We start from the raw sequence: 14,717 nt of genomic DNA, 5'->3' as shown, positions 1-14,717 counted from the left end.
ATGGATTCGACGACAAGCCATACCAAAGCTTCTTTATGGGCAGTGGGCTTAATGTTGTTTGCCCTGTTTTTTGGGGCGGGGAACCTGATTTTTCCTGCTTTTTTGGGACAACAGGCCGGTGAAAACTGGCTTTCGGCGATGTTTGGCTTTTTGCTGACAGGGGCGGGTTTGCCATTGCTGGGTGTGATTGCCGTCGGCTATTCCGGCTCGCGCGATGTGGAAGCATTAGCCTCCCGTGTTGCGCCTTGGTACGGCGTGACTTTTGCCACTGCGCTCTATCTGGCAATCGGCCCTTTGTTTGCCATGCCGCGTACGGCGACTGTGTCTTTTGAAACTGCGATTTCCCCTTTCATTGACGAATCTTGGAAAAACATCGCATTGGCCGTATTCAGCTTGGTGTTTTTCGGTATTACTTATTGGCTGTCGGTTTCTCCAGGTAAGCTGGTTGACCGTATCGGTAAAATCCTCACGCCTGTTTTGTTGTTGTCAATTGCGATATTGGTCGGCTATGCCGCCATTAATCCGATGGGTGTGCCGCAGGCGGCGCAAGGCGATTTTGCCACTTATCCGTTGGTTAAAGGCATTTTGGAAGGCTACGGCACCATGGACGCGCTGGCTTCGCTGGTGTTTGCCATTATCGTCATTGATGCTGTTCGCGCCATGGGCGTGGACAACCGCGCGGACTTGCTGAAGACCACGACGATTTCCGGTGTGTTGGCGGCTTCTTGTTTGGCAGTGGTTTACCTGTTTATCGGCTATATGGGCGCGACAGGTGTGGCAGGTATCGGCTTGCAGGAAAACGGAGCGTCGGTTTTATCTAAAACCGCACAGCACTATTTCGGTACGGCCGGTATTGTGTTGCTTGGCGTCATGGTGTTGCTTGCCTGTCTGAGTACGGCGGTTGGCTTGATTACTTCATGCGCCGAATATTTCAACCGTCTTTGCCCGGGTATTTCTTATAAAATCTTTGTGATACTGAATACGGTGGTGTCTATCCTGTTGGCCAACAAAGGCCTGTCAGCGATTTTGCAGTTTTCTATCCCTATGTTGATGCTGTTGTATCCGCTGACCATCGTTATTATTCTGCTGGCTTTGACAGATAAATTGTTTGGCGGCGGCCGTATTGTCTATTTCTGTACCATGATGGCGGCTCTTATGGTTGGCTTACTCGATGCCTATAAGGCCGCGTTTGGATTTGATGCCGAAACCGCGGCTGCCATCGAGCGCGCATTGCCGTTTTACAATATCGGTTTAGGATGGGTTGTTCCCTCTTTAGCCTGCTTTATACTCGGCTGCATTTTGAATGCGGCATTGAAGAAAAAGGCATGATAACAAACAGGCCGTCTGAAATGTTCAGACGGCCTGTTTATTTCGCCGGCCACGCAAACGACAGATGATTTTTTTAAAGAAATCCGTTATAATTGAAAAGTTAAGGCTTTGCGAAATACCGTTTCGCAGATGCAACATATTGAGAAGATTTATTTCCACAAATCCCGTTTTTTCAGCAAACGACTTGAACTGAAGGCGGATTTCGTGGTATAAATCGCGTTTTACTATTTTAGAAGTTTGGAGACTAACCATGGCACGAGTTTGCAAAGTGACCGGTAAGCGCCCGATGTCTGGCAATAACGTATCACACGCCAACAACAAAACCAAACGTCGTTTTTTGCCTAACTTGCAATCACGTCGTTTCTGGGTAGAAAGTGAAAACCGCTGGGTTCGCCTGCGCGTTTCTAACGCTGCATTGCGCACCATCGATAAAGTAGGCATTGATGTCGTATTGGCTGATTTGCGTGCTCGCGGCGAAGCTTAATTTAAACACCATTAATTAAGGATTACTGCAATGCGCGATAAAATCAAACTGGAGTCCAGCGCTGGTACTGGTCACTTCTACACAACTACTAAAAACAAACGTACTATGCCTGGCAAACTGGAAATCAAAAAATTTGACCCAGTAGCCCGTAAACACGTTATTTACAAAGAAACTAAATTGAAATAATCCGGTTTCTTCCAAGAAAAAGCTCCTGTTTTGCAGGAGCTTTTCTTTTTTATTTCCCGATTGGTTTGGAGGCTTGTTTCAAATGTGTATGCAAGATATTTTTGAATTGCTTTAATAAGAGGCAAAATAAAAGAGCGTGTATCCATTGGGATTGCGCTCTTTTATTTTTCAGACGGCCTGATAGGAGATAAGCAGCCTTAAATCATGAGTAAACATTCAACAATGACTTAATGATCGACCTTGATGCCTTGGTTGTCGGAATGTTGTTTTTTACCCAGCTCTTTTTGCAAGGTATCGCATGGCGTATCGCAATCGCACATTTTCTTCATACCGAGAGAGGAAATGCCGCCGCAGCTGCCTTTGATGGTGCGTTTGGAGAAAATATAGCCGACTGCCATGCCGAGGATGACAAGGATAAAGATACCGAAAGTAAGGAGGAGGGTTTTCATGTGTGTATTCCTGAAGGTTAGTTTAATAATTTTTTGAATGCGCTGGACATTTCAGTATGGTAGCCGCCTTGCGGAGTTCGGATGATAAGGAAAACGGCGAGATTTTCTTGCTCGGCAAGTTTAAGTGCTTCGGTTTCTCCGAGGACGAATAAGCCGGTTGAAAGGCCGTCTGCAAGTGTGGCGTTTTCAGCTACTACGCTGATGGAAGCAAGGTTGTGGCTGATGGGTTGTTTGGTTTTAGGGTTGATGATATGGGAAAGGCGGCGGCCTGACTTATCAACATGGAAAATGCGGTAGTCGCCGGACGTAGCCAGTGATTTATTGTCCAATGGAATGGTGATTTGGGTTGCTCCGCCTTGAATGATATTGGGCTGCTCGATGCCGATACGCCAAGGGTTGCCTTGCGCATTATGGCCTTTGCCATGCAACTCGCCCCCGATTTCTACCAAATAATTGCCGATATTGAGTTTTTCAAGTTCGGCAGCGGTTTTATCCACGCCAAAGCCTTTGGCGATGGAGGATAGGTCTAAATAGACTTCGGGATGGGTTTTCGCTAGTGTAGGCTGCTGGCCGTCTTGGGAAAGTTTGAGTTTGTCCGTACCGACCATTTCTGAAGCATGTTGGATTTCTTGCGCAGTCGGTTCGTGTGTGATTTCTTTTTGCGGGCCGAATCCCCAAAGGTTGACCAAAGGGCCGACGGTTACGTCCAGTGCGCCGTGCGTCAGTTTGCTTAAACGCAAGGCTTCGCCGGTTACATAGGCAAAGTCTTGGGAAATGGGCATTGCCTGATTGACGGTGCGCAGCTGGTTGAATTGGCTGATTTCGGAATCGGTCTGGTAGGTAGACATTTGCCGATTGACTTCTTTAAGCGCGTCATCAATGCGTTTTTGTATTTCGGCAGGGGAGGGGAGTTTGTCTTGGCCGTCTGAAAGATATTTGACGGTATAGGTCGTGCCCATGGTCTCGCCTTGCAGGGTAATGGTTTGTTGTTTTTCAGGTTGGCAGGCAGAGAGTGTGAGTGCGGAAACGATGGCAACGGTACAAACGATTATCGGACGGTAAAACGAATTGGAAAGAAACGGCATAAGGGATTTGCGGATTATTTTTTGAAGCCTTTATTGTATCGTAAAAGAAAGGTTCAGGCCGTCTGAAAGTATGGTTTTCAGACGGCCTGGCAATAAAAAAGGAAGAAACCGAAGTTTCTTCCTTTTTGTTTGTTAGCCGCCGAAATCGTCCAAGAGGATGTTTTCGTCTTCCACGCCCAAGTCTTTGAGCATTTTGATCACGGACTGGTTCATGATCGGAGGGCCGCACATGTAGAATTCGCAGTCTTCCGGTGCTTCATGGTTTTTCAGGTGGTTTTCGTAAACCACGTTGTGAATGAAGCCTGTGTAACCGTCCCAGTTGTCTTCAGGCAATGGGTCGGACAGGGCGACGTGCCATGTGAAGTTCGGGAATTCTGCTGCGAGTTGGTCGAAGTCTTCGACATAGAACATCTCGCGTTTAGAACGTGCACCATACCAGAAGGTAATCTTACGTTTGGAGTTCAAACGTTTCAGTTGGTCGAAAATGTGAGAACGCATCGGAGCCATACCCGCACCGCCGCCGATAAATACCATTTCGGCATCGGTATCTTTTGCAAAGAATTCGCCGAACGGACCGGAGATGGTTACTTTATCACCGGGTTTAAGCGACCAGATGTAAGAAGACATTTGTCCCGGAGGCGCATCAGGTACGCGCGGAGGTGGCGTGGCGATACGCACGTTCAGCATAATGATGCCTTTTTCTTCAGGGTATGAAGCCATAGAGTAGGCACGCAAAATCGGCTCATCCACTTTGGAAACATATTGCCACAGATTGTATTTGTCCCAGTCTTCGTGGTATTCCTTAGGAATGTCGAAGTCTTTGTAGGCAACGGTGTGCGGCGGGGCTTCGATTTGAATGTAGCCACCGGCGCGGAAGGGAACTTCTTCGCCTTCGGGAATGGCAAGCTTGAGTTCTTTAATGAACGTTGCTTTGTTGTCATTGGAGATGACAGTACATTCCCATTTTTTCACACCGAACACTTCTTCCGGTACTTCGATGTCCATATCGGTTTTAACGTTGACCTGACAAGACAGACGGCAGCCTTCGCGCGCTTCGCGTTTGCTGATGTGGGACAATTCGGTTGGCAGAATGTCGCCGCCACCGCTTTTCACGACAACGCGGCACTGGCCGCATGAGCCGCCGCCACCGCAGGCGGAAGGAACGAAGATGCCTTGGCTGGCAAGCGCACCCAGCAGTTTGCCGCCGGCAGGCATCGTCAGCTCTTTTTCGTTATTGACTTTGATGGTGATGTCGCCTTCGCTCACCAACTTGGATTTGGCAAACAGAATCATCAGTGCCAAAACCAAGACGATGAGGGTAAACATCACGATACCTAAAATAATCTCCATGCCGATTCCTTTCTTATAACTGGATGCCGGAGAACGACATAAACGCCATTGCCATCAGGCCAGCGGCAATAAAGGTAATACCCAAGCCTTTGAGGCCTTTAGGGACATCCGAATATTTCATTTTTTCAGTAATGCCCGCCAAAGCGACAATAGCCAAAAGCCAGCCCAAACCTGCACCGAAACCGTATACAACGGACTCACCGAAGTTGTATTCGCGTTGCGCCATAAACGATACGGCACCGAAAATCGCGCAGTTTACGGTAATCAGAGGCAGGTAGATACCCAATGCGTTGTAAAGGGCAGGGACGAATTTGTCCAAGAACATTTCCAAAATCTGCACCAAAGCGGCAATCACGCCGATGAAGGTGATGAATTTCAGGAAGGTCAGGTCCACGCCTTCAACCAGCGCGCCGTCTTTCAACAGCGAGTAAACCAGTTGGTTGGCAGGGACGGACAGGCCGAGTACGAAAGTTACAGCCACGCCCAAACCGAACGCAGTGGATACTTTTTTAGATACCGCCAAAAATGTACACATCCCCAAGAAGAAGGAAAGTGCCATGTTTTCCAGAAAGACGGATTTTACAAAGAGGCTTAAGTAATGTTCCATGTGTTATTTCTCCGCCTGTTCAGGTTTCCAAGTGCGCAGCCCCCATACCAAGAAGCCGATGATGAAGAACGCGCTGGGGGCGAGCAGGAACAAGCCGTTGGTTTGATACCAGCCGCCATCTTGTACGGTTTGGAAAATGGTGTAGCCAAAGAGCTTGCCAGAGCCGATCAGTTCGCGGATGGTTGCGATGATGATCAACATCATGCCGTAACCTGCGCCGTTGCCGATACCGTCAACCAAGCTTTCCAGCGGCGGCTCTTTCATTGCGAATGCTTCGGCACGGCCCATTACGATACAGTTGGTAATAATCAGGCCGACGAATACGGAGAGCTGTTTGGACAGCTCATAAGCAAAGGCTTGGAGCAGTTGGTCAACCAGCGTTACCAAGGAAGCAACAATCGCCATTTGCACGATAATACGGATGCTGTTGGGGATGTAGTTGCGTACCAAAGAAATGAAGAAGCTGGAAAAACCGGTTACCAAAGCTACGGAAATACCCATTACGATGGCCGTCTGAAGTTTGGTGGTAACCGCCAAAGCCGAACAAATACCCAAAACCTGCAAGGCAATCGGGTTGTTGTCGATAAAGGGTGAAAACATCAAATGTTTCAAGCGTTTCATGTCAGCCATTATTGTGCTCCTGCTGATTTCAATTTGTTCAGGTAGGGGATATAGCCGTTTTCGCCGAACCAGTAGTCGAACGAACCTTGCACACCTTTAGACGTCAGCGATGCGCCGGAGAGGGCATCTACGCCGTGTTCTTTGTCTGAGCTTGCTCCTTTGCCGACATGCAGGGCAAATTTGCCTTGTTCGTCAAACAGTTTTTTGCCGACGAATTTTTTTTGCCACAGAGGGTTGCCGATTTCGCCGCCCAAACCCGGGGTTTCACCTTGGTCGTAGTAGGTAATGCCGTTGATGGTGTTGCCGTCAGGTTGAATGGCGACAAAACCGTACATGACAGACCACAAACCGTTGCCGTGCATAGGCAGGATGATTTGGCTGACTTTGCCGTCTTCGCCTTTTACCAAGTAAACCTCAGTGTATTTGGCACGGCTTTTGATGCCTGCCAAATCGTCTTCAGGTTTGATTTGGATGCTTTGGGCAGGGTCTTTGCCGGCAACGCGTGCGCTGAAGTCTTTAGGCGCATCGGCGACGTATTCGCCGGTTGCTAAGTCCACGACACGTTGCTCGATACGCTCGGCAAAGGTTTTGCTGATGTCGGTGTTTTTATCCATCAAACCGGCTACGCTCAAGATATAGCCTTGTTTATCTTGGAGTTTTTGTTTTTCTTGGATGGGTTTCAAGCCAACGACCGCACCAGCAACGATGATGGAACAAATCAGGCTGACAACCAATACCACAATCAGCGTGCCGCTGAAGCTGTCTTTATCGAATTTCTTAGCCATTGCTGCGCGCCTTTCTGCGTTTGATGTTCGCTTGTGCGACGAAATAGTCGAAAATCGGGGCAAACAGGTTGGCAAACAGAATCGCCAACATCATGCCTTCGGGGTAAGCAGGGTTGACCACGCGGATCAATACGCACATTACACCGATAAGCGCGCCGTACCACCATTTGCCGACATTGGTAAAGGAAGCGGAAACGGGGTCGGTCGCCATAAACAGCATACCGATGGCGAAGCCTCCGACTACCAAGTGCCAGTACCAAGGCATGGAGAACATGGCGTTGGTGTCCGAACCGATGAAGTTAAACAGCGAAGACATGGCAATCATGCCGATCATCACGCCGGCAATAATGCGCCAAGAGGCAATGCGGGCAAACACGATAAACGCGCCGCCGATTAAGAGCGCCAAAGTGGATACTTCGCCGATTGAGCCGGGCACGTTACCGATAAACGCATCCATCCAAGTAATGGATTGATTGGTAACGGCGTTTTTCAGACCTTCCGAACCGTGTGCAGCCCATTGAGCCAAAGCAGTGGCACCGGAATAGCCGTCAACCGCAGTCCAAACGGTGTCACCGGTAATGTTGGCAGGGTAGGCGAAGAACAGGAACGCACGGCCTGCAAGAGCAGGGTTCATGAAGTTTTTACCCGTACCGCCGAATACTTCTTTCGCAACCACAACGCCGAAAGAAATACCCAAAGCCGCTTGCCACAAAGGCAGGGTAGGGGGAACGATCAAAGCAAACAGAATCGAAGTCACGAAGAAACCTTCGTTGATTTCGTGTTTGCGTACAGTGGCGAACAAGACTTCCCAGAAGCCGCCCACAACAAATACAGTCGCGTAAATCGGCAGGAAGAAAATCGCGCCGAACAGCATTTTGCTCAATACGCCCGCTTCAGACGACATATTGATGCCCAAAGCGTTGGCAAGGGCGTAATGCCAGTCGTTGGCGATATTTTGTTGCAACAAATCAGGCGTTAACGCACCAAATGCCTGTACGCCGACGTTGTACATACCGTAGAACATGGCAGGGAACAAAGCCAGCCACACCAAAATCATCATACGCTTGGAGTCGAGCGCATCGCGGACGTGGGCCGCTTTGCGCGTTACCGCGCCTGATGTATAGAAAATCGTCGCCGCAGCTTCGTAGAGGGCATACCATTTTTCATGTTTGCCACCCGGCAGGAAGTGCGGTTCGATTTTTTCAAGAAAATGTTTCAAGCCCATAATCAGCCTTCCTTCTCAATGGTTTCCAGCACCTTGCGCAACAGCGGGCCGTATTCGTATTTGCCCGGGCAGACGAAGCTGCACAAAGCGAGGTCTTCTTCGTCCAATTCCAAGCAACCCAGTGCCTGAGCGCTGTCGGTATCGCCGACGATTAAATCGCGCAAGAGCAGGGTAGGCAGGATATCCAAGGGCATTACGCGCTCGTAAGTGCCGATCGGTACCATGGCGCGGTCGCCGCCGTTGACGGCTGTGTTGAACTTGAAGAGTTTGTTTTTCAGGAAATGACCGAGGGTTGTGCGCGTGATGGAGTATTTGTCCGGTTGTGGCGCAACCCAGCCGAACAGCTCTTTGCTGCGGCCTTCTTCGATAACGGAAATCTGATTGTGGTAGCGGCCGAGGTAATCGTGCGCGCCTTGTGCAATCGCGCCGTTCAATACTGAGCCGGAAATCACGCGGTTGTCTGCGTCAACCAATTCGCCCGCAGTAATTTGCGATACTTTCGCACCCAAAACGGTACGCAAGAGGCGTGGTTTGTTGACTTGAGAACCGCCCAAGGCAATTACGCGCTCGGTGTTCAGACGGCCTGTTGCAAACAAACGGCCAATGGCAATCACATCTTGATAATTGATGGTCCAAACAGTTTTGTTCGCACCGACTGGCTCGATGAAATGAATGTGCGTGCCACTCAAACCGGCAGGATGCGGACCGCCAAATTCATGTGTTTCGATGTTGGCAGCGTTTTCAGACGGCACGTCTGCGCCGGCTGCTTTACATACATGGATTTTACGTTCGGTCAGGCGGCTCAATACCAGCAGGCCGCGTTTGAAGTCTTCGGCGGCTTCTTTGATGATGACCGTAGGATCGGCAGCCAGCGGATTGGTGTCCATCGCATTGACGAAGATGGCGAACGGCTCGGCATCGACGGCAGGGATTTTGCTGAACGGACGGGTGCGCAGCGCAGTCCATAAACCGGATTGGATCAGATTGCGGCGCACTTCTTCGCTGCTCAATTTTGCCAGCGCTTCAGGTGCGTAGCGTTCGAACTCGATTTCGTCGTTGCCTTCAACGGCAATCACGACTGACTGAAGTACGCGCTTTTCGCCACGGTGAATCGCGGCGATTTTGCCTGAAGCCGGAGCAGTAAATACTACGCCCGGATTCTTTTTGTCTTCAAACAGCACTTGGCCTTTTTTGACGGCTTCGCCTTCCTTGATTTTCATCGAGGGGCGCATGCCGACATATTCTTCGCCAAGCAACGCGACTTCGGTAATGGCCGGGCCGTCATAAATGACTTGCTCCGGTCTGCCCGCGATAGGCAGGTCTAAGCCTTTTTTTATCTTAATCATAAGGATGCGTTACTTTTTGGTGGGTTGAGATTCGGATGTCGGATTGTTTTTTCAGACGGCATGTAATGCTTTGAAACAAAGGATGGGCCGTCTGAAAAAAGCAGAGGTTTGCTATAAAAACAACGAATAAACGCAAACAACAGATCTTTAGATTTTATCAGGTATAGGCTGCTTTATGTCAGTTTTACGCTTATTTTTACGGGGAAAGTGGGAAAAAAGTAGGAATGTGTAATCGAGTGTTAAGAGGAATAATTTTTAACTGATTGATATTTAAACGCTATATTTGATGGTGTAGCTGAAAATAAAAGGCCGTCTGAAATTCAGACGGCCTCTAAGTTTAAAAGAGCTGCCAAACGAAGAAAATCATCGTATGCAGGGCAAACAGCGGTACCAATACAATCACCGACCATACCATGTAGCCGAAGAAGGAAGGCATCGGTACGCCGCGTTGTTCGGCAATGGATTTGACCATGAAGTTCGGCGCATTACCGATATAAGTGAGCGCACCCATAAATACAGAGCCCATGGATATTGCCAGCAGCGAATGGAACAGGTGGCCTGTCATCAAGGCTTGGGCATCGCCACCGGCCATATTGAAGAACACCAAATAAGTCGGCGCGTTATCCAAGAATGCCGACAAAATGCCACTCATCCAGAAATACATCACATTAATCGGATTGCCTGCCGCGTCGTGAACCAAAGAAACAACGGAAGCCAATGCGCCTGTTTCGCCGGCTTTCAAAATTGCCAAAACAGGTGAAATGGTAATGAAAATACCCAAAAACAGTTTGCCCACTTCGGCAATCGGCTCGAAGTTGAACTCATTGCCTGCGCGTACCTGTTTGGGCGTAATAATCCAAGATACGGCGGTCAAAGCCAGCAAAATGCCATCGCGCATCAGGTTTTGCAAGGCATAATGGCTGCCCAAGATTTCAAAGCCCGGATGATTTGGTTTCCACAAACCGGACAGCAAAACCGCGCCGACTACACCGGCCAGTAACAGAAAATTCCATTTGCCGTAGATTTTGACTTTGTCTTCTTTATCGGAAGGAGTAGGAGCCAGGTGTTCGCTTTGTTCACGGTTGAAGTGTCGGCTGTCGATGATGTAGAAAACGGTCAGTAAAACCACAGAACTAATCAATACAGGCATCAGCATGTGTTTGACCGTCCACATGAAATCTACGCCTTTCAGGAATCCTAAGAACAGCGGAGGATCGCCTAAAGGAGTGAGACCGCCGCCGATATTCGCCACCAAGAAAATGAAGAAAATCACGATGTGAACGCGGTAGTGGCGTTTATGGTTGGCTTTCAAAAGCGGACGAATCATCAACATCGCCGCGCCTGTTGTCCCCATGATGGAAGACAAAGCCGTGCCGACTGCCAACAGGGTTGTGTTCAATTTGGGCGAGCCGTGCAAATCGCCGCTGACAAAAATACCGCCTGAAATGGTATAGAGCGCCAAAAGCAACAGGATAAAAGGGATATATTCTTCAACCAAAGCATGGGCAACGGTATGTACGCCGGCTCCGAAACCAAAGGTTACGATAAACGGCGTTAAAAACAGCAGTGTCCAAAACGCTGTAATTTTGCCGAAGTGATGGTGCCAAGTATGGGAGAAAAACAGAGGCCCGAGTGCAATAGACAAGAGAATCAGTGCAAACGGCAGACCCCAAAGCAGGCTTGCGGATGAGCCGTCAAAATCGGATGCCGCAGCAGGAAGGGCGGCAAGAAGCAGTGAAAATGAGAGATAGCGCATGGTATTTCCTTTTTATTCTGTTGCGCCGTGAGGAACTTCGTTGAGAGAGCACGGCGGTGAAATATTCAGGCCGTCTGAAAATATCCAGACGAACTGCGCGGTTGTGTCAGGGGAAAGTATAACGCAAAGCAAGTGTTAAGGGATGGTTTAGAATATTGGAATCAAAAGAAATGTTGATAAAAATAAAGAAATAAAAGCGATGGGAGTAGTGGGAAGTAGTAAAAAAATGATTTTGAAACAGGAGTTTGAAATCTTGAAAAGAATGCTATCGAAAAAATGCTTTGAATTAATTTTAGCTAAAATTTACATTTGATTGAATAAATGGAGGCCGTCTGAAAAATGAGGATGAATAGGGTGTTTTGGTTCTTACTGATTGTTTTAATGGATAAATTGGGTATGAAAATAAAAAACAGGTAAGCGAAAATGCCCACCTGTTTTATTTTATGCTTCCGGCCGTAACCACATCCACACAGCTACGCAGCTGCAACAGACTGATGATATGACACCGATCCACCAGCGTTCCGGAAACCGCCAAAACATAAACAGGCAAGAAAGGGCCATCATGCCGATAGCGAAGAACTTTGCCTTGCGCGGCACGGCGCCGTTGTTTTCCCAGTTTTGTATGATCGGGCCGAAATGGCGGTGATGATAGAGCCAATTGTGAAAGCGCGGCGAAGCTTTTGCCCAGCAGGCGGCGGTCAATAAAATGAAAGGCGTAGTCGGCAGTAATGGCAGGAAAATGCCGATAATGCCCAAGACAAGCGACACTGCGCCGCAAAAAATCAATAAATAGCGAACCATCTTCCCATCACCAATTATTTGTTTTCAGACGGCTTGTGATGTGGAAATGGGCAACGCGGAATGTCTAATTTATCCCAGCCCTCATGCCCCATTTTTTCCAGCAGCGCGATATTGCGGTCAAAAATTGCCGAGGCATCAGGAAATGCTTCAGCGGCTTTGGCAATACTGTCTTCACGAATCAGATGCAAGGTTGGGTAAGGCGAGCGGTTGGTGTAGTTGCTGATGTCGTCGGCTTCCGTGCCTTCAAATTGGAAATCGGGATGGAACGGTGCAATTTGGACAATGCCTTCCAATTCGTTTTCTACAACGGCATCGTCGGCAATTTCCAGCACTTGGTTGAAGGTTTCAAAATCAGGGAATAGCGTCGGATGAACCAGTAAAGTGGTTTCCAATTCTGAAGCGGGTGTATTGCCCAGAAGCTGCAATTCACGATCCAAGTCCTCAAGGAAACCGTCCAAATGACGGGCTTCGCTGACAACGATGCGAACCAGGTTTTTAACGTGCGGCGCTTTGGCAAACGGGCAGAGATTCAGCCCGATAACGGCTTTTTCCAGCCATTGTTTGGTATGTTCTGAAACAGTATCGATATCGAGATGGGCGACGTCAGTCATAGTAAAAGCTTATGTGAATTATTCTTAAAAAGTATACAAGTGTATGGACGTGAAAGCAAACCATTGGAATTTAAAAGGCCGTCTGAACAACAGACGGCCTTTATCAGTTTCAAGTTATCAATCCTGAACCAAATGAACCAAAGGCAGAGCGGTCGTGTTTTTAATTTCTTTCAACACAAAACTCGATTGCGCATCTTGCACGCCGTGGTGCGAAAGCAGCGTATCCAAAACAAAATGGGAAAACGCGTTCATATCGGTAAAAAAGGCATGGAGCAGATAGTCGGTTTCACCCGTTAAAGCAAAGCAGCTCAATACTTCCGGCCAAGCGCGGACAGATTCGGAAAAATCCTCGCGCGCATCTTTTGCCTTGCTAATCGATACACGGATAAAAGCCTGCAAGCCCAAGCCCAAAGATACGGGAGAAAGCTGGGCCGCGTATTTTTGAATAATGCCCGCATCTTCAAGCTGTTTGAGACGGCGCAGGCAAGGAGAAGGGGAGAGCGCCACTTTTTCAGAAAGTTCAACATTGCTCAACCGCCCATTTTCCTGCAAAACCTGCAGAATCTTTAAATCCGTTTTGTCCAAGTTCAGATGAGGCATGATGGTTCTCCCAATGTAGGCAATGTATGTTTTGGAAATGAAAAATGCTTAAAAATAAAGACTTGTATGGTTAAATTATATATTGAGTTCAGATGTGCGACAAATTGTCTTATAAGGAGTGTTGCGAATTTGTTTTATGTAGTGGTGAAAAGATGAAGGCCGTCTGAAACTAATCAAGGCCAAAGCTTTATGTCATATTAGAATTGGATATAAAGAGGCCGTCTGAAAATGATTTCAGACGGCATTTATTTTCGTAATGTGATCATTCAGGCTCTTAATGACCTTGTTTTGGAGAGTTTTGTTCTTTTGCTTTGATTCATTTTCCGCGTTTGTATTTGGCTTTTTTTTGGGGTATTTTCTTCGCAATGTATTTTTGTGTTTTGGGAAATAAGCTTACAGGCTCTGTTTGCAGGATACGGGAAGGAAGTGTGTATCCATGGTGCCACCGCAAGACCAAACTGTTGTACCTTTAGTAGCCCCTGTTTTTGCAAAACTTGGTGTCAGGTGGATTTCGGTATTCTTCACAGGAACAGCGGCTTGATTACCGATGGCGGCAACAATGGTGCCGTTATCTTCAATACGGACAATCTTTACATAGTTGCCGACTTTATTGTCGTCTGAAGCGAGTTGCTTGATATTTAGGTCAAGCGGCAAGCTGCCTTTATTTGCATAGGCTTCTTCGACGTAGCTTTTCATACTGCCGGCAAGCATGATGCCTTCTGCTACTTGTGCTCTGGCAACATAGTTTTGGTATGCGGGAAGAGCTGCTACTGCCAAAATGCCGATAATGCCGATAACAATCATCAACTCAATCAGGCTAAAACCGGTTTGGGTTTTGCGTAGTTTTTTCATTTTTTGAGTATATCGTTTTCTTATTTTTATTTTATAAAGCAAATCCCATAATTATATTTATGGGATTTGCTTTATAAGCTTTTAAATTTGTTGGTAACAAATTATTAACGGCAAGAAGAAGGTAAGAATTTTGAATCTACGCCATTGGTTGTACCTGATTTACAAGTCCAAGTAAAAGATCCGTTGCCAGATGTTTTGGCATTTTGACCTTGTCCTGTAGTTGTAGTTGCTGTTGGAGTAAGTGATACGGTTTTTTCTTTAATTTCGTTATTTACGTCACTATCTTTCATTGTGGCAGTAATAATACCATTGCTACCAACTTCTACTTGTGCAACATATTTACCTTTAATGCTTTCCTTATCTGCAATACCTGCTTCGGCATTACTAGTAGGCCATTTGCCTTTATCTGCATAGTATTCAACCACAGCAGACTTTTGACCTTCCATCAAAGAGATGGCTTCAGAAACTTGAGCACGTGCAGTGTAGTCTTGGTATGCAGGCAGGGCGATAACTGCCAAGATGCCGATAATCGCGATAACGATCATCAATTCGATCAGGGTGAAACCTTTTTGGATTGCTTTCATTGATTAAAACTCCAGTTTGAAAGTGTGAATAATTGTGTTTAAGTAA

The 14,717-nt window shown here is 47.5% G+C and carries 17 protein-coding genes; 3 read left to right on the top strand and 14 right to left on the bottom strand.

The window, feature by feature from the left end; translation table 11 throughout:
* From brnQ to rpmG, 3 genes are all read left to right on the top strand, one after another.
* The gene (gene brnQ / locus ACTHSX_RS05080; protein ID WP_440376966.1) at positions 1–1,329 is read left to right on the top strand and encodes a branched-chain amino acid transport system II carrier protein; all 1,329 of its coding nucleotides are present in this window, start codon (positions 1–3) and stop codon (positions 1,327–1,329) included.
* Positions 1,330–1,579: 250 nt separating this feature from the next.
* Positions 1,580–1,813, top strand: a complete 234-nt coding sequence (gene rpmB, locus ACTHSX_RS05075; RefSeq protein ID WP_002216391.1) for a 50S ribosomal protein L28 — start codon at positions 1,580–1,582, stop codon at positions 1,811–1,813.
* A gap of 30 nt (positions 1,814–1,843) precedes the next feature.
* The gene (rpmG, locus tag ACTHSX_RS05070; protein ID WP_003684373.1) at positions 1,844–1,999 is read left to right on the top strand and encodes a 50S ribosomal protein L33; all 156 of its coding nucleotides are present in this window, start codon (positions 1,844–1,846) and stop codon (positions 1,997–1,999) included.
* A gap of 227 nt (positions 2,000–2,226) precedes the next feature.
* Here the strand turns inward: rpmG and nqrM are convergent, their stop codons facing one another.
* The 14 genes from nqrM to ACTHSX_RS05000 form a co-directional block, all read right to left on the bottom strand.
* Positions 2,227–2,448: a (Na+)-NQR maturation NqrM gene (gene nqrM / locus ACTHSX_RS05065; RefSeq protein ID WP_440376967.1), complete on the bottom strand. Its 222-nt coding sequence runs from the start codon at positions 2,446–2,448 to the stop codon at positions 2,227–2,229.
* 17 nt (positions 2,449–2,465) lie between these two features.
* Positions 2,466–3,533, bottom strand: a complete 1,068-nt coding sequence (locus tag ACTHSX_RS05060; RefSeq protein WP_440376968.1) for an FAD:protein FMN transferase — start codon at positions 3,531–3,533, stop codon at positions 2,466–2,468.
* A gap of 132 nt (positions 3,534–3,665) precedes the next feature.
* The gene (gene nqrF / locus ACTHSX_RS05055; protein ID WP_004519569.1) at positions 3,666–4,883 is read right to left on the bottom strand and encodes an NADH:ubiquinone reductase (Na(+)-transporting) subunit F; all 1,218 of its coding nucleotides are present in this window, start codon (positions 4,881–4,883) and stop codon (positions 3,666–3,668) included.
* Positions 4,884–4,896: 13 nt separating this feature from the next.
* Entirely contained in the window at positions 4,897–5,490 is a 594-nt protein-coding gene (gene nqrE, locus ACTHSX_RS05050; RefSeq protein WP_003684365.1) for an NADH:ubiquinone reductase (Na(+)-transporting) subunit E, read from the bottom strand.
* A 3-nt stretch (positions 5,491–5,493) separates the two neighbouring features.
* Entirely contained in the window at positions 5,494–6,120 is a 627-nt protein-coding gene (locus ACTHSX_RS05045) for an NADH:ubiquinone reductase (Na(+)-transporting) subunit D (RefSeq protein ID WP_049329022.1), read from the bottom strand.
* The gene (locus ACTHSX_RS05040; RefSeq protein ID WP_070615830.1) at positions 6,120–6,896 is read right to left on the bottom strand and encodes a Na(+)-translocating NADH-quinone reductase subunit C; all 777 of its coding nucleotides are present in this window, start codon (positions 6,894–6,896) and stop codon (positions 6,120–6,122) included. Before ACTHSX_RS05040 ends, ACTHSX_RS05045 begins: the two co-directional genes overlap by 1 nt.
* Positions 6,889–8,121 carry an NADH:ubiquinone reductase (Na(+)-transporting) subunit B gene (locus tag ACTHSX_RS05035; protein WP_440376969.1) on the bottom strand — a complete coding sequence of 411 codons (1,233 nt, stop codon included), beginning with the start codon at positions 8,119–8,121 and terminating at the stop codon, positions 6,889–6,891. The genes ACTHSX_RS05040 and ACTHSX_RS05035 overlap by 8 nt, the downstream gene beginning before the upstream one ends.
* 2 nt (positions 8,122–8,123) lie before the next feature.
* Entirely contained in the window at positions 8,124–9,467 is a 1,344-nt protein-coding gene (locus ACTHSX_RS05030; RefSeq protein WP_070615826.1) for a Na(+)-translocating NADH-quinone reductase subunit A, read from the bottom strand.
* A 337-nt stretch (positions 9,468–9,804) separates the two neighbouring features.
* Positions 9,805–11,223 (bottom strand): sodium:proton antiporter, encoded by a 1,419-nt coding sequence (locus ACTHSX_RS05025; protein ID WP_440376970.1) that lies wholly within the window; start codon positions 11,221–11,223, stop codon positions 9,805–9,807.
* Positions 11,224–11,664: 441 nt separating this feature from the next.
* A complete protein-coding gene (locus ACTHSX_RS05020; RefSeq protein WP_254347004.1) occupies positions 11,665–12,024 on the bottom strand; it encodes a YbaN family protein in 360 nt (119 codons plus the stop codon).
* A 14-nt stretch (positions 12,025–12,038) separates the two neighbouring features.
* On the bottom strand, positions 12,039–12,635 hold the full coding sequence (locus ACTHSX_RS05015) for a DUF1415 domain-containing protein (RefSeq protein ID WP_440376971.1): 597 nt from the start codon (positions 12,633–12,635) through the stop codon (positions 12,039–12,041).
* Between the two features lie 117 nt (positions 12,636–12,752).
* Positions 12,753–13,235 (bottom strand): Lrp/AsnC family transcriptional regulator, encoded by a 483-nt coding sequence (locus ACTHSX_RS05010; protein WP_003684427.1) that lies wholly within the window; start codon positions 13,233–13,235, stop codon positions 12,753–12,755.
* A 393-nt stretch (positions 13,236–13,628) separates the two neighbouring features.
* Complete coding sequence (locus ACTHSX_RS05005; protein WP_440376972.1) at positions 13,629–14,087, bottom strand: pilin; 459 nt, start codon at positions 14,085–14,087, stop codon at positions 13,629–13,631.
* Positions 14,088–14,191: 104 nt separating this feature from the next.
* Complete coding sequence (locus tag ACTHSX_RS05000) at positions 14,192–14,671, bottom strand: pilin (protein ID WP_440376973.1); 480 nt, start codon at positions 14,669–14,671, stop codon at positions 14,192–14,194.
* Positions 14,672–14,717 lie beyond the last annotated feature (46 nt).

Source organism: Neisseria sp. P0014.S002 (assembly GCF_051958295.1).
Classification (GTDB): Bacteria; Pseudomonadota; Gammaproteobacteria; order Burkholderiales; family Neisseriaceae; genus Neisseria; species Neisseria flavescens_B.
The sequence above is the reverse complement of the archived record's forward strand: the minus strand, read 5'-3'. Positions and strand labels throughout refer to the sequence as shown.